The 24,640-nt window shown below is 67.4% G+C and carries 27 protein-coding genes; 17 read left to right on the forward strand and 10 right to left on the reverse strand.

Annotated elements, in window-relative coordinates:
- The first annotated feature begins 76 nt into the window (after positions 1-76).
- The 6 genes from KHO41_RS05310 to KHO41_RS05335 are packed head-to-tail and all read left to right on the forward strand — an operon-like array spanning position 77 to position 4,346.
- Positions 77-433 (forward strand): flagellar protein FlaG, encoded by a 357-nt coding sequence (locus KHO41_RS05310; RefSeq protein ID WP_211952257.1) that lies wholly within the window; start codon positions 77-79, stop codon positions 431-433.
- A gap of 24 nt (positions 434-457) precedes the next feature.
- Entirely contained in the window at positions 458-1,882 is a 1,425-nt protein-coding gene (gene fliD, locus KHO41_RS05315) for a flagellar filament capping protein FliD (protein ID WP_211952258.1), read from the forward strand.
- A 52-nt stretch (positions 1,883-1,934) separates the two neighbouring features.
- Positions 1,935-2,360: a flagellar export chaperone FliS gene (fliS, locus tag KHO41_RS05320; RefSeq protein WP_211952259.1), complete on the forward strand. Its 426-nt coding sequence runs from the start codon at positions 1,935-1,937 to the stop codon at positions 2,358-2,360.
- A 1-nt stretch (position 2,361) separates the two neighbouring features.
- On the forward strand, positions 2,362-2,694 hold the full coding sequence (locus KHO41_RS05325) for a flagellar protein FliT (protein ID WP_211952260.1): 333 nt from the start codon (positions 2,362-2,364) through the stop codon (positions 2,692-2,694).
- A 51-nt stretch (positions 2,695-2,745) separates the two neighbouring features.
- Positions 2,746-4,068 (forward strand): flagellar hook-length control protein FliK, encoded by a 1,323-nt coding sequence (locus tag KHO41_RS05330; RefSeq protein ID WP_211952261.1) that lies wholly within the window; start codon positions 2,746-2,748, stop codon positions 4,066-4,068.
- Positions 4,065-4,346, forward strand: coding sequence for an EscU/YscU/HrcU family type III secretion system export apparatus switch protein (locus KHO41_RS05335; RefSeq protein ID WP_011301209.1), 282 nt, complete (start codon positions 4,065-4,067; stop codon positions 4,344-4,346). The genes KHO41_RS05330 and KHO41_RS05335 overlap by 4 nt, the downstream gene beginning before the upstream one ends.
- A 94-nt stretch (positions 4,347-4,440) precedes the next feature.
- Here KHO41_RS05335 and fliE read toward each other — a convergent pair whose 3' ends face one another.
- Positions 4,441-4,764 (reverse strand): flagellar hook-basal body complex protein FliE, encoded by a 324-nt coding sequence (fliE, locus tag KHO41_RS05340; protein ID WP_011301210.1) that lies wholly within the window; start codon positions 4,762-4,764, stop codon positions 4,441-4,443.
- A gap of 471 nt (positions 4,765-5,235) precedes the next feature.
- On the opposite strand from fliE, the gene fliF reads away from it, so the two are divergent.
- The 6 genes from fliF to KHO41_RS05370 are packed head-to-tail and all read left to right on the forward strand — an operon-like array spanning position 5,236 to position 12,099.
- Entirely contained in the window at positions 5,236-6,942 is a 1,707-nt protein-coding gene (gene fliF / locus KHO41_RS05345; protein WP_211952262.1) for a flagellar basal-body MS-ring/collar protein FliF, read from the forward strand.
- Positions 6,929-7,942: a flagellar motor switch protein FliG gene (gene fliG, locus KHO41_RS05350; protein ID WP_211952263.1), complete on the forward strand. Its 1,014-nt coding sequence runs from the start codon at positions 6,929-6,931 to the stop codon at positions 7,940-7,942. The genes fliF and fliG overlap by 14 nt, the downstream gene beginning before the upstream one ends.
- Positions 7,929-8,702: a flagellar assembly protein FliH gene (gene fliH, locus KHO41_RS05355; protein WP_211952264.1), complete on the forward strand. Its 774-nt coding sequence runs from the start codon at positions 7,929-7,931 to the stop codon at positions 8,700-8,702. Before fliG ends, fliH begins: the two co-directional genes overlap by 14 nt.
- Complete coding sequence (gene fliI / locus KHO41_RS05360) at positions 8,695-10,161, forward strand: flagellar protein export ATPase FliI (RefSeq protein ID WP_211952265.1); 1,467 nt, start codon at positions 8,695-8,697, stop codon at positions 10,159-10,161. The genes fliH and fliI overlap by 8 nt, the downstream gene beginning before the upstream one ends.
- Positions 10,154-10,606: a flagellar export protein FliJ gene (gene fliJ, locus KHO41_RS05365; protein ID WP_211952266.1), complete on the forward strand. Its 453-nt coding sequence runs from the start codon at positions 10,154-10,156 to the stop codon at positions 10,604-10,606. Before fliI ends, fliJ begins: the two co-directional genes overlap by 8 nt.
- A 23-nt stretch (positions 10,607-10,629) precedes the next feature.
- A complete protein-coding gene (locus KHO41_RS05370) occupies positions 10,630-12,099 on the forward strand; it encodes a flagellar hook-length control protein FliK (RefSeq protein ID WP_211952267.1) in 1,470 nt (489 codons plus the stop codon).
- Positions 12,100-12,179: 80 nt separating this feature from the next.
- Here KHO41_RS05370 and KHO41_RS41635 read toward each other — a convergent pair whose 3' ends face one another.
- Positions 12,180-12,314: a hypothetical protein gene (locus KHO41_RS41635; RefSeq protein ID WP_280519690.1), complete on the reverse strand. Its 135-nt coding sequence runs from the start codon at positions 12,312-12,314 to the stop codon at positions 12,180-12,182.
- A 226-nt stretch (positions 12,315-12,540) separates the two neighbouring features.
- Between KHO41_RS41635 and alkB the strand changes: the two genes are divergently transcribed.
- A complete protein-coding gene (gene alkB / locus KHO41_RS05375) occupies positions 12,541-13,212 on the forward strand; it encodes a DNA oxidative demethylase AlkB (protein WP_211952268.1) in 672 nt (223 codons plus the stop codon).
- A 21-nt stretch (positions 13,213-13,233) separates the two neighbouring features.
- Here the strand turns inward: alkB and KHO41_RS05380 are convergent, their stop codons facing one another.
- Positions 13,234-14,160 (reverse strand): CAP domain-containing protein, encoded by a 927-nt coding sequence (locus KHO41_RS05380; RefSeq protein WP_244873722.1) that lies wholly within the window; start codon positions 14,158-14,160, stop codon positions 13,234-13,236.
- A gap of 383 nt (positions 14,161-14,543) precedes the next feature.
- Here KHO41_RS05380 and KHO41_RS05385 point away from each other — a divergent pair, with 383 nt between their 5' ends.
- Positions 14,544-15,032, forward strand: coding sequence for a GFA family protein (locus KHO41_RS05385; RefSeq protein ID WP_211952269.1), 489 nt, complete (start codon positions 14,544-14,546; stop codon positions 15,030-15,032).
- A gap of 105 nt (positions 15,033-15,137) precedes the next feature.
- A complete protein-coding gene (locus tag KHO41_RS05390; protein ID WP_211952270.1) occupies positions 15,138-15,902 on the forward strand; it encodes a sulfite exporter TauE/SafE family protein in 765 nt (254 codons plus the stop codon).
- Between the two features lie 45 nt (positions 15,903-15,947).
- Here KHO41_RS05390 and KHO41_RS05395 read toward each other — a convergent pair whose 3' ends face one another.
- From KHO41_RS05395 to KHO41_RS05410, 4 genes are all read right to left on the reverse strand, one after another.
- Entirely contained in the window at positions 15,948-16,565 is a 618-nt protein-coding gene (locus tag KHO41_RS05395) for a DUF938 domain-containing protein (RefSeq protein WP_211952271.1), read from the reverse strand.
- 5 nt (positions 16,566-16,570) lie between these two features.
- The gene (locus KHO41_RS05400; protein ID WP_211952272.1) at positions 16,571-16,888 is read right to left on the reverse strand and encodes a high-potential iron-sulfur protein; all 318 of its coding nucleotides are present in this window, start codon (positions 16,886-16,888) and stop codon (positions 16,571-16,573) included.
- A gap of 110 nt (positions 16,889-16,998) precedes the next feature.
- A complete protein-coding gene (locus KHO41_RS05405; protein WP_211952273.1) occupies positions 16,999-18,096 on the reverse strand; it encodes a methyl-accepting chemotaxis protein in 1,098 nt (365 codons plus the stop codon).
- A 212-nt stretch (positions 18,097-18,308) separates the two neighbouring features.
- Complete coding sequence (locus KHO41_RS05410; protein WP_211952274.1) at positions 18,309-20,300, reverse strand: PhoX family protein; 1,992 nt, start codon at positions 20,298-20,300, stop codon at positions 18,309-18,311.
- Positions 20,301-20,525: 225 nt separating this feature from the next.
- Here KHO41_RS05410 and KHO41_RS05415 point away from each other — a divergent pair, with 225 nt between their 5' ends.
- Positions 20,526-21,146, forward strand: coding sequence for an IMPACT family protein (locus KHO41_RS05415; protein WP_211952318.1), 621 nt, complete (start codon positions 20,526-20,528; stop codon positions 21,144-21,146).
- Positions 21,130-21,453 carry a 2Fe-2S iron-sulfur cluster-binding protein gene (locus KHO41_RS05420; protein WP_376989248.1) on the forward strand — a complete coding sequence of 108 codons (324 nt, stop codon included), beginning with the start codon at positions 21,130-21,132 and terminating at the stop codon, positions 21,451-21,453. Before KHO41_RS05415 ends, KHO41_RS05420 begins: the two co-directional genes overlap by 17 nt.
- A 343-nt stretch (positions 21,454-21,796) precedes the next feature.
- Here the strand turns inward: KHO41_RS05420 and KHO41_RS05425 are convergent, their stop codons facing one another.
- The 3 genes from KHO41_RS05425 to KHO41_RS05435 form a co-directional block, all read right to left on the reverse strand.
- The gene (locus KHO41_RS05425; protein WP_211952276.1) at positions 21,797-22,906 is read right to left on the reverse strand and encodes an extracellular catalytic domain type 1 short-chain-length polyhydroxyalkanoate depolymerase; all 1,110 of its coding nucleotides are present in this window, start codon (positions 22,904-22,906) and stop codon (positions 21,797-21,799) included.
- Positions 22,907-22,990: 84 nt separating this feature from the next.
- Positions 22,991-23,347 carry an antibiotic biosynthesis monooxygenase family protein gene (locus KHO41_RS05430; protein ID WP_211952277.1) on the reverse strand — a complete coding sequence of 119 codons (357 nt, stop codon included), beginning with the start codon at positions 23,345-23,347 and terminating at the stop codon, positions 22,991-22,993.
- Positions 23,348-23,388: 41 nt separating this feature from the next.
- Positions 23,389-24,519 carry a cytochrome P450 family protein gene (locus KHO41_RS05435; protein ID WP_211952278.1) on the reverse strand — a complete coding sequence of 377 codons (1,131 nt, stop codon included), beginning with the start codon at positions 24,517-24,519 and terminating at the stop codon, positions 23,389-23,391.
- Positions 24,520-24,640 lie beyond the last annotated feature (121 nt).

Here is a 24,640-nt window from a genome sequence, read left to right on the forward strand (position 1 = left end):
CCGGACCAGGCAAACAGGGGTCTGGTCCTTAGGCAACACCGATCCTTTCCATCCGACTTGCCCACGGAGTCAGAGCATGATCAGTCCGACCGGCCTGCCGCAGCCCGCTTCCGTCTCGCTGCACGGCGTCGCGCAACCCTCCGCCGCCGAGCGCCAGACAGGCACACAGCCCGAAGTGTCCACGCGCGAAGGCGGCGCCCGTCCGGTCCGCACCGAGGCGCTGGCTACCGCGCTCACCAGCCTTAGCGAGGCATTGCGTGCCTCGCCGGTCGACGTGCGCTTCACCATCGATGCCGAAACGCACCGCGTGGTCACCAACGTCGTGAGCCGGGAAAGCGGCGACATCATTCGCCAGATGCCATCGGAAGAGGCGCTGCGCATCACACGTGCGATCGACAGGCTGCAAGGGCTGCTGATCGATCAGACAGCATAGTGACATCCAGGAAGGTAACGAAGCATGGCATCCATCTCCTCTCTCGGCATCGGTTCCGGCCTTGACCTCAACTCGCTGCTGGCGAACATCCAGAACGCGGAAAGCGCCAACCTGTCCGCCATCCAGTCGCAGCAGCAGTCCTACAACTCCAAGCTGTCTGCTTATGGCCAGATCAAGAGCACGCTAACCGCTTTCCAGAGCGCCGCCGCCGCGCTGGGTGCCAAAAGCCTGTTCGGTTCCGCCACGACGACCGCGTCCAACACCGCGACGCTGACTTCTTCGGCCGATTCCACGGCGGTGTCCGGCAACTACACGATCACCGTGAACAAGCTGGCCTCCGCCCAGTCACTGGTAGCCGCCGGAACCGCCGCAGCCAATACGGCGATCGGCAACGGCACGATCAAGATCGAACTCGGAACCACCAGTGGTACGAGCTTCACGCCGGGTAGCGGCACGCCGGCTTCCATCACCATTGGCAACGGCAACAACACGCTCGCCGGCATCCGCGATGCCATCAACCAGGCCAACGCCGGTGTCACAGCGAGCATTGTCAACGACGGCAGCGGCACTCCCTACCGCCTGGCACTGACCTCCACCACCGGTGGTGCAGCCGCCACGATGCGCATCAGCGTCACAGGCAATGGCACGGACGACCCGGCTGCGCTGGACAATCTCGTCGCCTACGACCCGGCCGGCACCAAATCGATGACCGAGAGCGTGCCCGGCGCCGACGCCAGCCTGAGCGTCAACGGCATTCCGGTCAGCAGCGCCACCAATACCGTAACAGGCGCCGCACAAGGGCTGACGCTCAACCTGCAGGCGCTCGGCACCAGCACCGTTACGGTCAAGTCGGATACGGCAACCATCACGACCGCGGTAAAGGCCTTCGTCGATGCCTTCAACAAGCTGCAGAGCACCGCGAAGACGCTGACGTCCTTTAACCCGGACACCAAGGCTGCGTCCACGCTTACCGGCGACGGCACCCTGCGCAATATCCAGACGCAACTGCGATCCGCGCTCAACACCGCCCAGCCAGGCGGCGCGAACGGTATCAACGTGCTCACGCAGGCCGGTCTCTCCTTCACGACGGACGGCACGCTCTCGCTGGACACCGACAAGCTGGGCAAGGCCCTGGCCAACAACCTGAACGGCGTCACCCAGTTCTTCTCCGGCGTCGACGGCAAGTCCGGCCTGGCAAACCAGATGTCTGACCTGGTCGGCAAGATCACCGGCAGCAAGGGTTCGCTAACCAATGCCACCGATGGCATCAACAAGACGCTGCGCACGCTGAGCGATCGCCTCGATTCGGAAAGCACCCGCATCTCCACGATGATGGACACGTATCGCCAGCAATTCAGCCAGCTTGACTTGCTGGTGAACAAGATGAACTCGACCAGTTCGTACCTGACACAGCAGTTCGGCGCCATGAACAACGTCAGTACCAAGTAACAGCCTGCGCAAGACTGCCGGCCGTCATCAACTACAACAGGAGAAAAGCGCGATGTTTGCACGTTCTGCTGCCAACACTTACGCTGCCATCGGCGTCCAGACCAAGGCCATGAGCGCGAGCCCCACGCAGCTGATCGCCATGCTGTATGACGGCGCTCGCACGGCCATCGCCCGGGCGAAGTTCCACCTGGACAGCGGGGACGTGCCGGCGCGCGGCAATGCCATCTCGAAGGCGATCGACATCATCGAGAACGGGCTGCGCGCGGTACTGGACCACGAGGCCGGCGGTGAAATCGCTTCCAACCTGGAATCGCTGTACGAGTACATGGTGCGCCGCCTGCTGCAGGCAAACTTGCAGAGGGACGCCGGTCTCCTCACGGAAGTCGACACGCTGCTGGAGAGCCTTGCCTCCGCCTGGGCCCAGCTCGATGCGCCCGCCCAGGCCTCGGAACCACAACCTGTGCTGCAGGAAAGCTGAAATGCCAGCCTATTCCCCCATCGTCACCTGCTACGAGGAAATCCTCGTGCTGTCAGGCCGCATGTTCGAAGCCGCACAGGCCGCGGACTGGGATACCGTCGCCGAACTGCAGCGCGGTTACCTGGCGCTGGTCGACCGGCTGCGCCAGTTCGACCACGAAGCGTCGCTCTCGGACGCCGAACGCATGCGCCGCTACCAGTTGCTGGACCGCATCCTGACTTACGATGCACGCATCCGCGACCTGGCCATGCCGGAGCTTCGGCGCCTCGGCAGCCTGCTGACCAGCTCGCGCCGCCAGTTCGATTTGTCAGCCGCCTACGGCGCGGCGGCGTAACGCATTGCGTGGCGGGTCCTTCAGGGCCTCCCGCATGTCCGTCCCGGCGAAATGACCGGCATCCATCTTCCTCCCGGACTGAGTTCCGTCCAGACGCTCGATCCGCAGCAACTGCGCACGGGCCTGTCCACGCTCGACAAGGTTGCGCTGCTCCAGCCCGTGCTGGATGCGTCCGAGTCGGGCGTGCAGAACTCGACCGACCAGGCCATCCGCAACAGCCAGGCTACCAGGGCTGCCAATGGCCAGCCGGGCCAGGCCACGCTGCTGCCCGGCGCTTCCACGCGCGAGTCGCTGAGCTTTGCCGCGCGCGCCATCCTGACGCTGATGGACGGCACGCCTGCGCAGCCACTGCGCTCGGCCGGCCCCTTGCTTCCCGCTCCGCCGACGACTGGCAACACGGCCACCGTGGCGACAGCGCTGGCCAATATGGTGGACGAGAGCGGATTGTTCTACGAATCGCACCTGTCGCAATGGGTCGCGGGTGCGCGGCCACTGGCCAGCATCCTGCAACAGCCGCAAGCCCCGCTCGGCCAGCCGCTGCTGCCCAATACGCCCTTCGCGCCGCCGGGCGCCAAAGCCGGTCCCGAGGCACCGATGCTGACGTACAGCGGCCCGTCAGCTTCCAACAGCTCCACGGCCGCCGATTTGCCGCGCGCCGCCGGCCCGGTCCCCATCCCTGCCTCGCAGTTGCTGGCCGAAGCGCTGGCAGCGCCAGGCAACCCGCGTGTCGCCCACAACCACGCGCCATTCGAACAAGGCGTGCGCCAGGGCATGGGCTCGCATGCGTCTTACAGCAGAGAGGCATCGCCGGCGGACACCATGCCGCCCCGACCTTCCGCAGCGTCCGTTGCCACGCAGGCTTACCAGGCCACCGCCGACGCGGGGCGCGCTCCAGAACAAGCCGCCGCGGCACGGCACAGCGTATTGATGGACCTGAGTCCCAGCCCCGAACCAGCCCAGCAACAAGCAGCGCAAGGACCGGCCATTCACCCGTCTACCGAAGGCGTGGTGCGCCAGCAGCTGGAACTGCTGGCAACGCAGCAATTCCGCTTCGCCGGCGAAGCCTGGCCCGGCACGCCGATGGAATGGGACGTCACGCGACACGAAGACGATGCCGGCGGACAAGACGCATCGGCGCATCAGTGGTCCAGCCGCCTGAAGCTGCAGTTGCCGAAGCTCGGCCTGGTCGAGGCCGTGCTGACCCTGGGCCCGAATGGGCTCGAAGCCCGCCTGGCAACCGCCGAAACCGACATCGCCGCGCGCTTCATCGCGGCGCGTCCGCAACTGCGCAGCCAGCTCGAAGCGAAGGGCATCGTGCTGCAACGGCTCAACGTGGAAACGCGCGACAGCATGGATGAAGGAAGCGCAGCATGAGCGAAGCCGATCCGAACCGCGGCGCAGCCATCGCGCTGTCGTACCAGACGGACGACAAGGCGCCACGCGTGGTGGCCAAGGGCTATGGCGTGGTCGCCGAAGCCATCATCGCCCGTGCGCGAGAAGCCGGCGTCTATGTGCACGGCTCTCCCACTCTCGTGAACCTGCTGATGCAGGTGGACCTCGATAGCCATATTCCGCCGCAACTGTACGTTGCCATTGCGGAGCTGCTTGCGTGGCTCTACCAACTGGAATCCGGCCCCGAAGCTCCGGTCTGATCCCGTTGTTCCCTGAATGGAAACAGCCCCTGTCCGCTTTCGCGGGACAGGGGCTGCCTGACATCCGGTTTGCCGGCGCCATGCCGGCATGGCCTTACACCGGCATATTCATCATTTCCTGATACGCCTGCACCAGCCGGTTGCGCACCTGCACGCCCGTCTGGAACGACACATTGGCCTTCTGCAGTTCGATCATCACGTCATTGAGCGCCACGCCCGGCTTGCCGAGTTCGAAGGCTTCGGACAGTCCGTAGGCGCGTTCCTGCGTGGCATTGATGCGGCTCAGGCTGCGCTGCAGTTCGCCGGCGAAGCCGCCGGAGGCAGCCGGTGCGGCAGCCTGCGAACTGGTGCCGGCCGCGGTCTGGGCCAGGCCGCGCAGTTGCTGCAGCATGCCTTCGATAGGAGAGAGCGTGGTCATGAAGCGGGATTCCCTGCCGGCCCCGGTTCAATGCCCTGGTGCCGGATTTCGTGGTTAGACATCTCTTGGTTAGACACTAGGCAGCTGCACCAAACGTCGAAACGTGCTGCAAGATTCACATTGCAGTCGGATCGCGCGCGCTTGCCGCCCAATTTCAGCGGGCCAAGCGTACCTGCCGCCCGCCGCGCGCCATCAGCCGAAATCGGGAGGAAAACCCGGCCTATTCACCAGATTGTGGGCAAGCGCGTTGACCGATCATCGCTACCGTGCCGGAAAGGTGTGGGCTTTGCCTTGCGCTTCCCGTCCGGCGCGGTGTTCCAGAACAACCATCCCGGGAGTACGCGTGTTTTTTCAGCAGCCTGAAGTGAGCCGTGCCGTGAGCCGTGCCGATGTGAGGCGTGCCGACGTCCATGGCGGCCACCATCGCCAGAGCGATCGGGGCAACGGCCCGGCCGTGGCCGGAGCGCGCGCATGACCGCGGCGATGTCCTTGCCCGGCCGCTCGGGTGAAATGCTCGACCGCCTCAAGGCCAATCCCAAGCTGCCGCTGATGCTCGGTGGCGCTGCGCTGGCGGCGGCCATCGCCGTCGGCGTGCTGTGGTCGCGTGCGCCGGACTACAAGGTGCTGTACAGCAATCTGTCCGAGCGCGACGGCGGCGCGGTGCTGCAGTCGCTGCAGCAGATGAACGTGCCGTACAAGTTCGCCGAAGGCGGCGGCGCCGTGATGGTGCCGGCTGAAAAGGTCCATGAGACGCGCCTGCGCCTGGCTTCGCAAGGCCTGCCCAAGAGCGGGACCACGGGCCTGGAGCTGATGGACAACCAGAAGTTCGGCATCAGCCAGTTCGCCGAACAGGTCAATTACCAGCGCGGGCTCGAAGGCGAGCTCGCACGCTCGATCGAATCGATCGCCGCCGTGCAGTCGGCGCGCGTCCATCTGGCCATCCCCAAGCCGACGCTGTTCGTACGCGAGCGCCAGAAGCCCACAGCATCGATCGTGTTGCAGCTTTACCCTGGCCGCGCCATCGATGAAGGCCAGGTCGCGGCGATCAGCCACCTGGTGTCGTCGAGCGTGCCGGAACTGACGCCGAAGGCGATCTCCATCGTCGACCAGCACGGCAACCTGCTGTCGAACAGCGGCAACGAGCGCATGCTCGACGCGACCCAGCTCAAGTATGTGCAGGCGCTGGAGCAGAACTACCTGAAGCGCATCGAATCGATCCTGACGCCGATCGTCGGCAAGGACAATGTGCGCGCGCAGGTGACGGCCGACGTCGATTTCTCGATCATCGAGCACACCGACGAAAGCTACAAGCCGAACCAGGACCCGACCCACGCGGCCATCCGCAGCCAGCAGACCAGCGAATCGAACCAGCAGGGCGCGACGCCGCCGGGCGGCGTGCCCGGCGCGCTGTCCAACCAGCCGCCGGCAGCTGCCGCGGCACCGATCACCACGGCCCAGACGCCGCGTGCCGGCCAGGCACCGGGCCAGGCCGGCGCACCCGCGCAGCCCCAAGGCGCGCAGGCGGGCCAGGCGCAGGCCGCCACGAGCAACGCATCGACCGGCCCGAGCAGCAACCGCCGCGACTCCACCGTCAACTACGAACTCGACCGCACCGTGCGCCACGTGCAGCAGGCGCCAGGTGGCGTGCGCCGCCTGTCCGTCGCGGTGGTGGTCAATTACCGGCAGCAGGCGGACGCCAAGGGCAAGATGGTGGCCCAGCCTCTGCCGGCAGCACTGCTGGCCCAGATCGAGAACCTGACCAAGGAAACCATGGGCTTCTCGGCCGACCGCGGCGACTCGATCAATGTCGTGAACAGCCCGTTCACGGTCGATCGCGAAGTCACGCCTGAACTGCCGTTGTGGAAACAACCTGAAATGATCGACCTGGCCAAGACCGCCGCGGGCTATCTGCTGCTGGCGCTGCTGGCCCTGTTCGCGTGGTTCAAGATTGCGCGCCCGATCCTGCGCCGCTACACGACCCCGCCGCTGCCGGCGCCCGCGCCCGCCGACGAGGCCACGGCCGAACTGCTGCCGCCCGAGGAGCCGGCCAATCCGGAAGTCCTGCGGCTGGCCGCGAAGTATGAAAGCGATCTCGCGCTGGTGCGCGACGCCGCGCAACGCGACCCCCGCCTGGTTGCCAGCGTAATCAAGAACTGGATTGGCAATGACCTCCGCTAAAGCCGCCTCTACCACTACCGGCCTGCAGAAGAGCGCCATCCTGATGATGGCGATCGGCGAGGATGCCGCCGCCGAAGTGTTCAAGCACCTGTCCCAGCGCGAAGTGCAGGAGCTGGGTTCGGCGATGGCCGAGCTTCGCTCCGTGACGCGCGAGGAAATGGCCGACGTGCTGGGCGAATTCCGCGGCGAGACCGAGCAATACCTGGCACTGAACGTCGATTCGAGCTCGTTCATCCGTAGCGTGCTGAACAAGGCGCTCGGCGAAGAGCGCGCCCAGTCGGTGATCGAGGACATCCTGGAATCGCGCGATCCGGGCAGCGGCATCGATTCGCTGAACTGGATGGACGCGACCTCCATTGCCGAACTGATCCGCGACGAACACCCGCAGATCATCGCCACGATCCTGATCCACCTGGACCGCCAGAAGTCGTCCGAGGTGCTGGCGCTGTTCACGGACCGCCTGCGCAACGACGTGATCCTGCGTATCGCCACGTTCGGCGGCGTGCAGCCGGGCGCGCTGCAGGAGCTGACCGATGTGCTGACGAAGCTGCTGTCGGGCCAGAGCCTGAAGCGCAGCCGCATGGGCGGCGTACGCACGGCGGCCGAGATCATCAACCTGATGAGCACCGCGCACGAAGAAGCCGTCATCGACGGCGTGCGCCTGCACGACGGCGACCTCGCGCAGAAGATCATCGACGAGATGTTCCTGTTCGAGAACCTCATGGAAGTCGACGATCGCGGCATCCAGCGCGTGCTCAAGGAAATCGCCACCGAATCGCTCATCGTCGCGCTCAAGGGCGCGCCAGCGGAACTGCGCGACAAGTTCATCCGCAACATGTCCACGCGCGCCGGCGAAATGCTGCGCGAGGACCTGGAAGCGCTGGGCCCGGTGCGCGTGTCGCAGGTCGAGGCCGAGCAGAAGGCCATCCTGCAGGTGGTAAGACGCCTGGCCGATGCCGGCGAAGTCCAGATTGGCGGAGGAGACGATGCCTATGTCTGAGCGCGGCTTTGCCGCACGTCTCGCCCTGGGCGAGAACCCGGCCGGCGGCGATGCCGGCGGCTTTGCCCCGTTCGAGCCGCCGCGCCGCACGCGCGGCGCCGGCTGGCAGCGCTGGCAGATGGGTTCGCTGGACCCGCGCGCCGCGCTGCAAGAGATCGTGCAGGAGGCTCCGTCCGAACCGGCGCCGCCCCCAATCGACTTCGCGGCGCTCGACGCTATGCGCGAAGGCGCGCGCAAGGAAGGCTACGCCCAAGGCTATACCCAGGGCCAGACCCAGGGCTACGGCGACGGCCACCGCGAAGGCTATGCGCGCGGGCTCGAAGCCGCGCGCAGCGAAGCCACGCGCCTGCAGGGCCTGGCCGCGAACTTCCGCAAGGCATTGGAAGGTGTCGATCAGGAAGTGTCCGAGGCGCTGGTTTCGCTCGCGCTCGATGTCGCGCGCCAGCTCGTGCGCACGAAAGTGGAAGAAGACCCCGAAGTCCTGCTTCCCGCCGTACGTGAACTGCTGACCAGCGAACCGGCGTTGTCCGGCTCGCCGTGCCTGTTGCTCCATCCCGAAGACGTCGGGCTGGTCGAAGCGCACATGCAGGGTGAGCTCGAAGCCGCTGGCTGGACCCTGCGCGCCGACCCGGCCGTCACGCGCGGCGGCTGCATCGCCAGCGCAACCAGCGGCGAACGCGACGCCCGGCTGGAAACCCGCTGGGCACGCGTGGCGAAGGCCCTGGGCCGCGATGATCCGTGGGAGCCGCAGCATGACTGACGCTACGACGGAAGCCCGGACCGAGGTGCCCCAACTGCCGCCTGTGCCCCACGCGGAGCACTGGCGCCATGCCCTGAACAAGGCCTCGGCCGGCATCTCCGGCCTCGACAGCAAGCGCAGCTGCGGGCGTCTCACGCGCGCGGCTGGCCTGGTGCTGGAAGCCGTTGGCCTGCGACTGCCCGTGGGCAGCGACTGCCTGATCGAACTGCCCGCAGGTCAGTTCAGCTCGAATCCCGGCGGCCCGCGCACTGCCGAAGCTGAAGTCGTCGGCTTCGGTGCCGACCGCCTGTACCTGATGCCGCAGTCCGACGTGGTCGGCCTGCTGCCCGGCGCGCGCGTCTATCCGCTCGAGCCGTCGCCGCAGCCGGAAGGCGCCAGCTCGCCGCGCGAGCCCGGCTCCAAGCGCCTGCCCGTCGGTGAAGGCATGCTCGGCCGCGTGGTCGATGCCGCCGGCCGTCCGCTCGACGGCCTCGGACCGATCCGCGCCGCGCAGGAAGTCCCGCTGTCCGCCGAACAGATCAACCCGCTGATGCGCGCGCCGATCCAGACGGTGCTCGACACCGGCGTGCGCGCGATCAACGGCATGCTGACCGTGGGACGCGGCCAGCGCATGGGCCTGTTCGCGGGCTCCGGCGTAGGCAAGAGCGTGCTGCTCGGCATGATGGCGCGCTACACCAGCGCGGACGTGATCGTGGTCGGCCTGATCGGCGAACGCGGCCGCGAGGTGAAGGAATTCATCGAACACATCCTCGGCCCGGAAGGCCGCGCACGCTCCGTCGTGGTGGCGGCCCCGGCCGACTGCTCGCCGCTGCTGCGCATGCAGGGCGCCGCGTACTCGACGCGTTTGGCCGAGTACTTCCGTGACCAGGGCAAGCATGTGCTGCTGATCATGGATTCGCTGACGCGTTACGCCATGGCCCAGCGCGAGATCGCGCTGGCGATCGGCGAGCCGCCAGCCACCAAGGGCTATCCGCCTTCGGTGTTTGCCAAGCTGCCGACGCTGGTCGAGCGCACCGGCAACGGTCCGGAAGGCGGCGGCTCCATCACGGCCTTCTACACCGTGCTGACCGAGGGCGATGACCAGCAGGACCCGATCGCCGACTCGGCGCGCGCGATCCTGGACGGCCACGTGGTGCTTTCGCGCAGCCTGGCCGAGGCCGGCCACTATCCGGCCATCGACGTGGAAGCGTCGATCAGCCGCGCGATGACCGCGCTGATCTCGCCCGAGCAGTTCGGCTCGGTGCGCCGCTTCAAGCAGCTGATGTCGCGCTACCAGCGTAATCGCGACCTGATCAGCGTGGGCGCCTATGTGCCCGGCAACGATCCGGAGCTGGATCTGGCGATCCGGCTCCATCCCCGGATGGAAGCCTTCCTGCAGCAGGACATCCACGAACGCGCCGGATACCACGACGCGGTCGGGCAGCTGCATAGCCTCTTCGACAGGAGCGAATATGGCTAAACCGAATGCACTGCATACCCTGGCCGAACTGGCCCAGAACGACACCGAGGCCGCTGCGCGCGAACTGGGCCGGCTGCAGGGGCTGCGCACGCAAGCCGAGAACCAGCTCAACCAGCTCACGCAATATCGCCACGAATACCGCGAGCGCATGCAGGCAGTGGCCGCGGAAGGCATGACGTCGGGGCGCTGGCACGACTTCTCGCGCTTCCTCGATTCGCTTGACCACGCCATCCGCCAGCAGACCACCGCGCTGGAAAAGGCCGAAGCCGACCTGCTGGCCGGGCGCAGCCGCTGGCAGAACAACAAGCGCCGCGTGAACTCGTTCGACACGCTGATCGCACGCGCCGACGCCCGCGAGGAAAAAGTCGCCGCGCGCCGCGAGCAGCGCACCAACGACGAATACGCCGCACGACTGGCCCGTGACAACGCCAGCCGACTCAACTGAGCCCAAGGGACAAGCAGCCACCCATGATCGATATCAGCCAGATCGTCAGCAACGCCACCCCCAAGGCAGACCCGGCCAGCCGCGCGGCGGCAGACGCCGGCAACAACGCCTTTAGCGGTGCGCTATCGCGCGCGAAGGACAACAGCCAGCCCGCGCCGAGCCAGGATTCCCGTACCAGCACCCAGCCTGCAAAGGATGCGCCTGCGAAGACCACTCGCGACAACAACACCGCGAAGGCGCCAGACGCCAAGGACACGCCGCGCGCGGCCGCAGGCAAGACCGGCGCGCAGCCGGGCCGCCGCAAGGACCGCGACGACGAAGAGGATGCCAGCGCGCAGACGGCCGATGCCGGCGCCGCTGCCGCTGCACTGGCCGCGCTGCTGCCGACCACGCCCGCCCCTGTCGCGACCGACAGCGCACCGGCCACTGCCGCAGGCAATGCTTCGGTTGCGGCCGCCAGTACCACGGCGGCGTCGGGACTCGCGGCACTGCAGACGCCTGCTGTCGCACCGGCCGATACCGCAGGTGCCGCCACTACCACGCTCGCTGACCTGAATATCGACGCGGTCGACACACAGGCCGCCCAGGCACAGGTGCAGGTGGCCACTGCGGCCAAACCCGCGCCAACTGCCGCTGACACCCTTGCCAACATCCTGTCGCAACGCGCGGTGCTGGCAGACGCTTCGGCAAAGCCTGCCACGACCGACGCCGTCCAGACGGCCGCCGCGCCGAATGCTCCGCTGAACGCGGCGGCTGATACGCGGCAGGGCCACGCCGGCCAGTTCGCCGACGGCCAGGGCCAGCCGGGCGCCGGTCAACCACAGCACATGGCACTGCAGCGCGCCGACAGCACCGCCCAGGACAGCAAGCCCGTCGCAGCCCCGTTCGCGCAACAAGCCCAGGCTGCCACCCGGACGGCCGATGCCTCAGTGGCCACGCAGAACGATAGCGCCGCACCGGCGATTGCCGCGGCGCTGGCCAACCAGTCGCCGTCCGCCGCGCCGGCCGCCGTTGCCGCGGCTGCGCGCCCCGTGGTGGCGCCGCCGCTGAACGACACGCAGTGGCCGCAGGCGCTGGGCCAGCAGATGATCCGCCTCACGGGGCAAGGCAGCCAGAGCGCCGAACTGCAGCTGAACCCGCCCAACCTGGGTCCGCTGAAGGTGGTGCTCAACATCGTCAACGACCAGGCCCAGGCGCAATTCGTTTCGCCGCACCAGGCCGTGCGCGCCGCGGTGGAAGCCGCAATTCCCCACCTGCGCACCGCGCTGTCGGAAAACGGCATCCAGCTCGGCCAGACATCGGTCGGCGCAGACAGCTTTGCGGGCCAGACTGGCAACGGCCAGCAGCAGCAACAGCAGCAGGCCGGCAACAGCCGTGGCCATTCGGGCTTCGGCACGAACCTGGCCACCGCCGAGTCCGCGTCCGCCCCCGCCGCTGCGGCGGCCCGTCCGGCACGTGTACTGGCGCAGGGAGAGGTCGATACCTTTGCCTGACCGGGAAGCGCCGCAAGCGCTTCCAACATGACAAAGGCCGCCTCACGGGCGGCCTTTGTCGTTTGCGGGTCGCTGCCGGCTCAGGGCTGGAAGATGTCCAGGCCCGCCAGCGCCACTACTCCGCTCAGCGCGATCATCGCCGGCGAATCCCGGCCGAAGATCAACACGGCGGCGGCAAGCCAGGCGACAAGACTGAAGGCGAGAAAGCGTTTCATGATGCAGCGGGTAGAACTGGCCCGATCGAGCCGGCGCCATGCCATGCAAGCGGGAATTCGGGAAGGTGGAAGGTGAGTATAAACCCTGATTCACCCGATCGATGACCTACGGATGCAGCCCATCCCAATGTGCGGAATACGGCGCCACACTGCTGCCGGCGCGGCCCGTCGGCCGGAGCGATAATGCGCGCATGATGCCTTGCCCTCCGCTCTGCGCCCCTGTGCCATGACGTTCGACCTCTTTGACAATCTCGACACGCAGGATGACGGGTACGCCGCTGGCAGTGCGCCCGAGCCGCTCGCGGACGGTGCTGTCGTGCTGCGTGGCTTTGCGCGCACGCAGGCGTCGCTATTGCTAGACGAGATCGAAGGCATCGCCGCGCACGCGCCCTGGCGCCACATGATCACACCGGGCGGCTTGCGCATGTCCGTGGCCATGACCAACTGCGGCCAGGCCGGCTGGGTCTCCGACAGGACGGGCTACCGCTATGACCCATGCGATCCGCTCGACGGCGAGCCATGGCCGGCCATGCCCGCGGCATTCCTCGACCTGGCCACGCGTGCCGCGGACGAGGCGGGCTTTGCCGGCTTTGCGCCGGATGCCTGCCTGATCAACCGGTATGAGCCGGGCACCCGGCTTTCCTTGCACCAGGACCGCGACGAGCGCGATCTTCGCGCCCCGATCGTATCGGTATCGCTAGGCCTGCCGGCTGTGTTCCTGTTCGGCGGCTTGCGGCGCGCCGACCGGCCGGCGCGCATACGGCTCGCCCATGGCGACGTGGTGGTATGGGGCGGCCCCTCGCGCCTGGCCTTCCATGGCGTGGCGCCGCTGGCCGATGGCGACCACCCGCTGCTCGGACAGAAACGGATCAACCTGACCTTCCGCAGGGCGCGGTAGCCGCTGCGGCAAAGCGTCCGGTCAGGGTACCGAGGCAGCCACCGTAGTGAACGACCAGCTTGTGCTCAGCGGCGTGCCGGCACGCGCGCCGGCGAAGCTTACCGTATAGGTGGCGCCAGACTTCAGCGGCGCGAGCGGCAGCAGGAATACCGCGTTGCGCCGCAGGTACTGGCCGTTCGGATCGGCCACGGCCGACGCCATCGAGCCTGGTTTCGCGGCCTCCGACACCAACGCGCGCGTGGGCACTTCGGCGCCGGTGCCGTCGAACAGACGGAAGCTCGACACGGTCAGCACTTCGCCGTTGGCACCATTCACGTACACCATCAGGGGGCGGCCCGGCGCGGAAAGGTCCGGCGCCGGGTTCGGCAGTTCTCCACTGGCGTTGAACCCGGGCTGCACAGCCACCTCGCCCGCGCGCGGTACCGTCACGATTGTATTCGTAGCGATCTGCTGGCCGCCGGCATAAGGGGGGCTGTTGGCCTGCGGCCCGGGCGGCACCGCCGTACTCGTGCCGAACATCAACACGCACGTGCTGAACCAGCCGTTACGCGCAGGCACAAAGCCCACGCCCACGGACTCGGCATTGTCGATCACACCCTGCAGGTGATAGACCGTGGTGTACCACTGGTCGAAACAGCCGCGGGCGTCGGCGGCGACGTCGACGCCCGCGCCCTGTGCGGCCGCCACCTCGCCGATCCATTCGATATCGGGAGCACCGGCCTTGCGCGCGCGCGCCAGCGGCGTGTCGGCGTAGTAGCCCGCATTGGCCGGGTCCTCGTCATGGCTGACGACGCGGTTGGACTGCAGGTATTCCGCGTGCGCCTGCGCGGCCGCGTCAAGCGCTGCGTTCTGCGCGAGCAGGCCAACGCCGAGCGCGCCGCGCAGGTCGTTGAGCGCCTGGAACATGGCGAGCCGGCCCGAGCCGGCGTCATAGGTCGGTGCGGGCACGCTGGTTTGGAGCGCACGTGCAGTCGGTGCCCTGGGGCGTCGACTGGGTCCTGGACGGGCTGTCTCCGCTGCCGCCACCGCCGCCGCAGGCGGTCAGCGCGACGGGCAGCAGTGCCGCGAAAAGGCGTTTCCTGATCATTCGGTATGAGGAGCTGCGGATATGGAGCGCCCATGGTAGCGACGGCCCTGTTCGGTCAGTCCGGCGAACAGCGCCCGCGCTGCAGCCGAATTCCGCGGATGGCGTCGAAGGAGTGCAGCGTCGTTGGCGCAGCCCCGGCACCGCAGCCACGCAGGCCGCACATCGTCCATTGGCGCATGCCGGCGCGTCTTCTACAGTCAATGAACATCAAACAGGGAAACATCTGGGAACAGGAGGCCACACCATGCATCTCGAAGGTTCGTGCCATTGCGGCGCCGTGCAGTTCTCGCTGGAGTCGGACTCGCCGTATCCGTTCATGCATTGCCACTGCTCGATCTGCCGCAAGACCGCCGGCAGCGGCGGCTACGCCATCAATCTGGGCGGCGATGCCTCGACGCTGCGCGTACGCGGCAAGAAGCACCTGGGCATCTACCACGCCGTCATGCGCGAGCCCGGCAAGCGCGCCACGCGTTCCCCGGCGCAACGGCATTTCTGCCTCAAGTGCGGCAGCGCGCTGTGGCTGTTCGATCCGCGCTGGCCGCACCTGGTCCATCCGCACGCATCGGCAATCGATACCCCGCTGCCCAAACCGCCCGATGTGGTCGAGGCCGGGGTCGATTTCGCCCCCGAGTGGGTGGATGTACCGCGTGGCAAGGGCCACGTGCGTTGCGGCACCTGGCCGGAGGAGTCGCTGCAGGAATGGCATCGCCGGCATGGCCTGCTGAAGGGGTGATCGTCGAGGAGGGCCGGCTTCGGGTGCCGGGACGGTCGCGTATGATGTCTCCCGCATCCGCCCCACCTCCGTCCCGCCTCCATCCGTTCTCTCGCCGTGCCCGCAATGCCCGAACATTTCCTGCTGTCTTCACTCTTGATTTTCGGGTTGGGTGGTTTGCTTGGGGCGGTAGGCGGCCTGTTCGGCATCGGCGGCGGCCTGATTGCCATCCCCGCACTCGGGCTGCTATTCGGCATGGACCAGCAGCTTGCGCAAGGCACCGCGCTGGTCATGATCGCGCCCAATGTGCTGATCGGCTTCTGGCAATACCGCAAGCGTGCCGATATCGCGCTGCGCACGGCGCTCGTACTCGGGCTCAGCGCGGTACTCGCGACCTACCTGTCGGCGCGGCTGGCCACTTCGATGGATGCGCAGTTGCTGCGCCGCATCTTCGCCGGTTTCATGATCGGCATGGCGCTGTATTTCCTCTGGCGGCTGCTGCCCGGGCGCGCTGTCACTGCCCCGCAGGCGCGCGTCTCGCCACGCTGGATTCCGCTGGTCGGCGTCGTCGGCGGCGCGTTCTCGGGCTTCTTCAGCGTGGGCGGCGGCGTGGTGGCGGCACCGGCGCTGGTTGGCCTGTTCGGCATGCGACAGGCAGCGGCACAGGGGCTGGCGCTGGCCCTCGTGACGCCCGGCGCGGTGGTGGCACTTGCCACGTATGCGCATGCCGGGCATGTCGATTGGGTGAGCGGCATCCCGCTTTCGCTGGGCGGCATGCTGACGATTTCGTGGGGCGTGGCACTGGCGCACCGGATGCCCGAACGCCGCCTGCGTGCGCTGTTCGCGCTATGCCTGATCGCGACGGCGGCGGTGATGCTGGTGCGCGGCTGACGGGGTTAGGGGGCCCGGCTTGCGCCCTGCGCAAGCCATCACCGTCTATTTCCGGAACACGAGGCTGAAATTATTGGCCGGCATTGCCACCGGCGCATCGCAGCGCATGCCCTGCGCCTCGCCCAGCGCGATCACGTCTTCCATGTCGCGCACGCCCCATTCCGGATCGGTCGCACGGAGCTGCGCATCGAACGCGGCATTGCTCGGCGCGGTGTGGGTGCCGCCACGCCGGTAAGGTCCGTACAGGAACAACACGCCGCCAGCGCCAAGCAGCCGGCCCGCGCCGGCAAAGAGCGCTTGCGTGGCCGCCCACGGCGAGATATGGATCATGTTGATGCAGACCACGGCATCCGCGGCATCGATGCCCCACGGCTGCCCGCACACATCGAGCGCCAGCGGGGCGCGCACGTTGCTCAGGCCTGTGTGATGGGTCCAGGCAGCGATCGACGCGCGCGCTGCCGCATCGGGATCGCTCGGCTGCCAGGTCAGGCCGGGCAGTGCCGCGGCAAAGTGCACCGCGTGCTGGCCGGTGCCGCTCGCGATCTCCAGCACCGTTCCAGTCGCCGGGAGCACGTTGCGAAGCACGGCGAGGATCGGCTCGCGATTGCGGTCCGTGGCGGGCGCAAGGCGGCGGGCATCAGGGTCAGGGGTGTGGCTCGTCATGGATTTCAACCCTGCTCCCAGGCGTTGCACCAGCCGGCTGCCGCGACCTCCTTGTCGCCGAACAGCGCGCAGCCGCCCGCGGCGCTACCCGTGTCGCCCTGGTAAAGCTGGCAGTTGGCGCAGGTCTGGCTGGTCTTGTGGCTTGGGTATTTCTTCGGATCCACCTTGGTGGTGTCGGCCTTGTAGCCGACTTTCTGGGCCTGCGGGTCCTGCTCGCCGAGCATGGCGGCGCTGGCGGAAGGGCTGCCGAGCAACCCGGTGACGGCCACGCCGCCCGACAGGGCGAGCGGCAGGTATCCCAGAAACTGGCGTCTGCACGGCATGGCAGTCTCCTCTGAGGTGGGGCATGTGGCGACATGTGCCTGCCGCCTCGCGCAGAGGTTACTGCGGATTAGGAGGCCGGTGCAATGCCCGGCCCCTAAAGGCGCTCTGCTTACAGCTTGAACTCGCCCACCACGCCCTGGAGCTGATGAGCCTGGTCCGCGAGCGATGCCGATGCCGCGGCCGCCTGTTCCACCAGTGCCGCGTTCTGCTGCGTGACGGCATCCATCTGCGCCACGGCCTGGTTGACCTGCTCGATGCTGCTGCTCTGGTCGCGCGACGCCACCGAGATCTCGCCAAGAATGCCCGTGACACTGCGAACGGCCTGCTGGAGCTCTTCCATGGTCTGCCCGGCCTTGTCGACCAGCACGGCGCCGCCTTCGACCTGGCGGGCGGAATCGCCGATCAGCACGCGAATTTCCTTCGCGGCGGTGGCGCTGCGCTGTGCCAGTGTGCGCACTTCACCGGCAACCACGGCAAAGCCACGACCCTGCTCGCCAGCACGCGCCGCTTCCACTGCAGCATTGAGCGCCAGGATATTGGTCTGGAACGCGATGCCTTCGATGACCTGGATGATCTCGACCACTTTGTTCGAGCTGGCGCTGATCGCCTGCATGGTCTGCACCACGTCGCTGACGACCACGCCGCCGCGCTCGGCGATCTCCGAGGCGTTGGCCGCGATGTCGTTGGCGGCGTGCGCACGCTCGGCGTTGCGCCGCACCATGTCGGTCAGGCTGCCCATGCTGGACGCCGTTTCCTGCAGCGTGGCCGCCTGTTCCTCAGTCCGCTGGGAAAGGTCGGTATTGCCGTCCGCGATCTGCCGCGACGAGTCGGCGATCGAGTCGGTCGAACTCTTGATCCGGCTCACCAGGTCGGTCAGGATGTCCTCCATCTTGCCCATGCCGCCGAGCAGCCGGCCGAAGGCACCGCCCTGGTCGGTGTCGAAGTCCTGGCTCAGGTCGCCGGCGGCCACGGTCTCGGCGATGTAGACGGCATCCGCGAGCGGCCGCTCGATGCCGGCGGCCAGCCACAAGGCGCCGGCCACGGCCGCCACCAGTGCTGCCAGGCCAAGGCCGAGCACGGTGTAGCGCGCCGCGTCACTGCCCTCAAGCTGCGCCAGGCCCGTGCCGATGGCCGCGCCCGACAACAGCACGACCAGTCCGAAGCTGGCGCCCAGACGCGCACGGATGCTCAAATTTGCCTGCGACATTGTTGCTCTCCCCCTTTTGTCCGATGTCTGTTTTCGATGGTCTGCCGTTGGGGTATCGGCACAGCCGTGCGGAAATTTAGGGAGAATGGCCAATTTAGTTGACAAGACAACTTGGCCCGGCCGCGGCCCTGTCATCGGCAGGCGAGCCGCTTGCCGAAACAAAAAAGGCGGGCCGAAGCCCGCCTGCTGACCGGATCCCCGTGCCTGACCGGTCAGGCCTTGGCCAGCTTGATGCTCGACAGGTCAGCCGTCAGATAGCCGACCGCCGCGCCGGCCCGGTCCTTGTAGTTGGCGCGCACCAGCGGATCCAGCGTCGGCTGCACCTTGGCGTGCAACGTGGAACCCCAATCGCCGGCATGCTGGAAGTTGCTCATGATGTAGGTCCAGCCGTTGATCTCGTCCACGGCGTGCAGGCCAGTGGCTTCGGCGCCGGCTGGCGTCGACAGCAGGCGCGACAGCTGCTTCGTGTCGACGTTATAGGCCCACAGGAAGTTGTTGACGTGCTGGCCGCTGTCCTCGCCGATGAACAGGGTACGCAGTTTTTCCGAGAACTTCAGGTTGTCCGGGTTGCCGATCCAGTTCGGGTCGGCGGTATTGCCCAGGTCGTCCGCGGCGATGTCGCGGCCGTTGAGCAGGCCCTTGGTGTGCACCGGCACCCATTCGCTGTCGATGGCATTGCCGTCCTGGTCCTTCTGGCCGCCGTCCAGCTTGTGCTGCATGACAGCGCCGGCGTTCAGCGCCGCGTCCAGCGAGATGCCGCTTTGCGCGTTCCAGCCCTTCTTGTTCAGCACCATGGAATCGACCACGTTCTGCAGCGCGGAGTAGGCGATCTTGTCCTTGATGTTGACCGTGGTGCCTTCCATCTTGGTGAAGCCCATGCTGCCGCCCTTCAGGTAGGCGTAGCGGTGCGTTTCCAGGAACGCGGCGGCCTTCTCCATGCCGGGCATGACCTTCACCCAGTTGGCAGCGCCGTTGTAGAAGATCTTGGTGTAGCCGGTGGCCGTCGGGTCGGCGATGGTCGGATCGACCAGCTTCACATCGATGACGTCGGCCGGCGCAAGCGTGTCGGCCAGGTTTTCGATTTCTGCGCTGGTGGCGTGCCCCAGCTTGATCCAGCTGATGTCGCAGCCGGCGGCGGCCGGGTCGATCGAGAAGCCGTTCCCGAGCTTGGCCACGTACAGCGTGCCCGACGACAGGTCCGTTTCGCGGTCGGCCACGAACATGAACAGGCCGCTGTTGGTGGCGTCGTCGCCCATCAGCACGGTGCGGTTGTCAGGCATGACCTGCACCAGTTCGTGCGAAATGCGGCCCACGCAATAGTGCTTGGTGATGCTGCCCGTGCCGTCCGGATTCACGCGGACTTCGGGCAGGTGGCCATAGTGGTATGGCTTGTAGGCCGTCTCGCTGCCCAGCAGGTTCTTGCTGAAGGCCTTGTACTGGGCGATCAGCTTCGGATCGGCGGTAAAGGCGTCGGGCTCGTATTCCTCGCTCGACAAGTGTGTGTTCCACGGCGACAGGCTGGCGCCGCAGGTAATCCACAGACCGTGCGCCGGCGAGGTATCCACGTTGTGGTACTTGACCAGCGTGAGCTTGCCGGTGGCCGGGTCCTGGTCCAGCGTCAGTACGGCGATCGGCGACGGCAGGCGGCCGTAGGTATCGGCGCCGGACTGGTCGCGCGTGTTGTACTCGAACTGCACCACGGCGAACACCGGGTTGCCCTTCACGCCGGCAACGCGCGCGTTTTCGATCTTGAGCAGCGAGGTGCCGTCGGGCGCATCGGAGAAGAACTGGCGGTCCTTGCCAGACACCGAGGTGTCGCGGATCGGCTGGTTGTTGATGTCGTAGTAGCCGCCGGCCAGGATGGTGCCGCCCTTGCCGTCCGGCACCATGTCGCCGGTGATGAAGAACGGCTGGTAGGCCAGCTTGAACGTGCGGCTGCTGCCGTCGCTGAAGTTGATCTTCATGCTCGACCCCACGGTGGTGGTCGCCATGGCGGCCGGATTGGCCAGCGTCGGGGCGCTCATGCCGGTGAATTCGGCGGTGGTGAAGGTGGCGTTGGGGTTGGTGGTTGGCGCAGCAATGGCGTCGTCGCTCCCGCCACAGCCCACGAGCAGGCCGGCGGAAGCCAGGCCTAGCGGCAGCATCGGCGCACCGGCAAGGATTTTCAGCGCCTTGCGACGCGAGGCATCAGGTTTGTCGAACATGGTCTTTTCCGGGGAAAGTGGGCGGCATGGCTCGAAGCGCATCCGCTTGTCACAGAAACCAGACATGGCGCGACAGCCGCGCCCTCGTCGCTGCGCATCGTAGTGGGGGTATGTGACAGGAAGTTGACGATGAACCACAAAATCGTCACACGGACGGTCGGGCGCGGAGGCTGGGGTAAACTTCCTCTTTTGTCGTTGGCCACGTGCCTGCCTGGCGGATTCCGCTTGCCTACCTATACCCTCGCCGCCCCTGTCGACGCCGAACTCGAGATCCGCAAGAGCCGCTTCCTGGCCCTGGCGATCCCCGTTCCTGACCGCGAAGCCGCCATGGCCACCCTGCAGTCACTGCGTGCGCAGCATCCCACCGCCACGCATGTGTGCTGGGCGCTGCTCGCGGGCGGGCAATCGGGGATGTCGGACGACGGGGAACCGTCCGGCACGGCCGGGCGGCCGATCCTGGAGGTGCTGCGCCATCACGATCTCGATGGGGTGCTGGCTGCGGTGGTGCGCTACTACGGGGGCGTCAAGCTCGGCGCCGGTGGGTTGGTGCGCGCCTATACCGATGCGATTGCCGCTGCGCTGAAATCCGCGGAGCGAATTGAGCGGATTGCCTATGCCGAGCTGGCGGTAGAGGTCGACTACGCCGACGAGCCGCGCGTGCGCCGTTGGCTTGAGTTGGCGGCACAGGACGGTTGTTCGTTGGCTGACACGGCCTACGGCGCCATGGCGCGGCTGGTGATTCGTCTGCCGGCCACACAGCGCGATGCTGCCCGGGTGGCATTGCGCGACGCTACGCACGGGCGGGCGTTGTTTCCACAGGTCGAGGATGATGGATCAGCAGCCTGACACCCGCGACGTCCTCACGGACGATCAGGTTGAATTCACCGCGCGCGTGTTGCCGGCTGATGTCACGTTTTCCGTCCCACCTGGCCTGAGCTTGCTGGAAGCTGCGCTACTTGACGGCGTAGTGATGCCAAATTCCTGCCGCAATGGCACCTGCCGTGCGTGTGCGAGCCGCTTGCGCGCGGGGGCTATCCGGTATCGGATTGAATGGCCGGGGCTTAGTCTGGACGAGAAGGATGAGGGGTGGATCCTCCCGTGTGTGGCATGCGCGGTCAGTGACGTGGTAATTGAATTGGGTAAGCTCGAGTAGCCTCTGTCATAAGCGCCTCGGCTCGGAAGGGGCGCCCGCAACGCTGATGAACTCGCACCCAGACGACGCGCGCGCAGCGCAGCCGAAGGCGTCCCACCAACGACCTTATTGAAACGCTGCACCCGAGTCCGTCTTGGGGATCGTCCAAAAGCCGTGCCGCGCCAGGCACAGGTTCTGACTCACATAGCGTTAGCAGGCTCGAACCACTGACCACCGTGGCAGGCGTCCAAAGCCGCTTGGACCACTTTTTGTCGCTCGGACAAAAAGTGACTCGCCGGCTACGCCGGCGAAACCGCGGCACCAGCCAAGAACGCCCCCCCTGCACATCAGCGAACACCCCCTCTCACCCCAAAAAAAACCTCATTGCAATCCTCACCCCATCCGGCCCCCGCGGATCGGAAAACGCCTGCGCCGCAGGCCCCCCACTCCACGCATGTCCGAGCCCCTCGATCCTGACGAGCCGCACGAAGATTTCCCCATCGACAACCCAGTCAGACACTTCCGCCGGCAGCCTTTGCCCACGCTGCACGCGACGCGCGCCCGGCACGACCAGCCGCACGGACGGATCCGGCAGCAGATCCACCCAAAGCCGCGCAGCCGTCATCGCGTTCTCCACCGACACCACCGCATCCACATCGCCATGCAGCAGCAACAGCGGCGGCAGGCGTCGCCCGGCCAGCCATAACCGCAGCGCCTGCCGCGCGGCAGCATCCGGCACCCGGCTGCCCCGCATGACCGCCCCGGCCTGCGCCGTGTTGGCAGCGCTGTAAGGCACCGCCCCCGAATGCGAGCCAACCCCGATAAAGCGATCCGGATAGCGCAACCCCAGCATCATCGCCATCGCACCGCCGGCCGATAGCCCCATCACGCTGACGCGGTCCGCCCGCACCGGATAGCGTCCGCAGACATGGTCGATCATCGCCATCAGCAACGCGGCCTCGGCGCTCCCGCGCGTAGCGGGACGGAACCAGTTCCAGCACCGTTGTGCGTTGGCCTGCGACGACTGCTCCGGCAGCAGCACGACGCAGCCTGCATCCCGCGCCGCCGTTGCCGCGCGCGTGACCGCGGCGAAGCTCGCGGCGTCCTGGCCGCAGCCATGCAACAGCACCAGCATCGGCGCGCGCCGCCGGGCGGTTATGCCGGCCGGTATGAAGATCCGGTAGTTGCGCTGGGCGAGCGGGCCCAGTCCGGCGACGCCCTCTTCCCAGCGTCCGCTGCCGCGGCTTTGTGGCGGCGGCACGGGCGAGACCACGCCGGACAGCGCGCGTTGCGTGGCCTTGGTGACGGCCGATGACTGCTTCACCGCGTTGCGCACGATGGCCTCGGTCATCGGCTTGGTCACCGTCTTGTTGATCGCGCGGGTCATCTCGCGCCCCATGCGCCTGGCCTGGCGCGTGGCGGTCTTACCCAACGCTGTCCATAGCCGTGCCGTGCTGCCGCCGCGGCGTCCCATGTGACTGGCCTCCCGTCCGGATTCCGTTGACGGGGTCGATTGTGTCAGGCTTTCTTGTCAGGCGTATGCATGCGCCACGGCGGCTCAGCGCGCCGCACGGTCATGCACCGCGCGGCTGTCGGCGGGCGCCTCGTCGCGCTCGTTCAGGCCGTAGTCGCGCAGCACCTGCGCCACGCGCAACCGGTAGCCCGAGAACACGCCGCCGCGGCCGGCGGCCTGCGCCTGACGGTGTTCCTCGGTGTTGCGCCATGCCATGACCGCGGCCTCGTCGCGGAAGAACGACAGCGACAGGATCTTGCCGGGGTTGGTCAGGCTCTGGAAACGCTCGACCGAGATGAAGCCATCGATGGCCTCCAGCGTGGGCCGCAGCTTCGCGGCAATGTCGAGATACGTGTCCTTGCGGCCCGGTGCGGGCTCGACTTCGAAGATGACGGCGATCATGTCGTGGGTCTCTGTGAGGGAATAGGGGACGAACCAGCGCTTCAAAGGAAATGCGGGATGCGCGCGTTGTGCGAAGGCCGGTAGCGGAACGCCTGCGCCAGGGCAGCCGGCTGCGCGCCACGGGCGAGCAGCGCGTCGACGGTCGCCGCGGCAAGCGCATGCGCGAGTGCGTCACCGGGGCAGGCATGGCGGCCCGCGCCGAACGTCCAGGGCCTTGCGCCTGCTTCGGCAGGCGCTGAGCACGACGCAGCGGCAAGCAGTACGAGCACGGCATCGCCGGCCCTGAGCGGCACGCCGCACAGGCGCGCGTCAGCCGCGAGGAAGCGGCGTGTATTTTGCACCGGCGGATCGTCGGTCGCCACGCGTGCGGCCAGTTCATCGAGCCCGCCCGTCGCGGGGCCATTGCGGCCGAGCCGCAGCAGCATGTTGCCGGCAAGCCCGGCGGTGGCCTCGCATGCCTGCACCATCAGGCCGATGATATTGGCCGCGACGGCCGCGGGTGCGATGTCATCGGCATGCGCGGCTTGCCGCAGCGCTGACAGGAGGCCGAGGTCTTCCGCCGGACATGGCCGCCCGGCGGGCATTTGCAGCCACTGCCCCAGCCACCGCGCCGCGTCGGCGCCCGCCTCGACATCATCTGCCGTGGCCAGCGGCGACTGCGCCGCTGCGTAGGCACTCACGCGCGTCGCGACGGCCATGGCATCGGCGCCCGCACGCACGGGCAGGCCGAGCAGATCGGCCACCGTCACAACAGGTAGCGTGAACAGCCACCGATTGATCGTGGCGCCGTTGAGCAGTGCCATGTCCGGGACGAGATCGAGTACGCCAGCCAGCCCGCCTGCACGCGCCTTCGCCGTGGCTGCATCGATGCCGCCCATCAACCGCAGCAGGATGGCCTTCAGCGGTGCATGAGCGGCACCGTCGTTCATGCGGATCAGACGGCCAAACAACTCGCCCGCGGCAGTGCCGGCGAGTGCAGTCGGCACGGGCTGCGCCGGCGGGCGCACGCGGCAGTCGGGATGGGCCAGCACCGCTGCCACCTCCGCCCGCCCGGCGGCCACCCACAGGCCCAGCCGCTCGTCAAAGCCAAACGGCTGACGCGCCGCGAGCGCGCGGTAGTACGGATACGGATCGGGAGCGGTGACGGCTTCGAGCGGGTCGGCAGGCATCATGGCGTGGCGGATTCGGTGTGTTGCTGATCGGCCGCGCGCATCAGGAATGCTCGCGGCGCTACAGCGTCAGACGAATCTTTGCACTGTCCGGTACCCGGAAGCTTCGTGGCGACATGAAATG

The sequence above is a fragment of the Cupriavidus numazuensis genome, assembly GCF_905397435.1.
GTDB lineage: Bacteria > Pseudomonadota > Gammaproteobacteria > Burkholderiales > Burkholderiaceae > Cupriavidus > Cupriavidus numazuensis.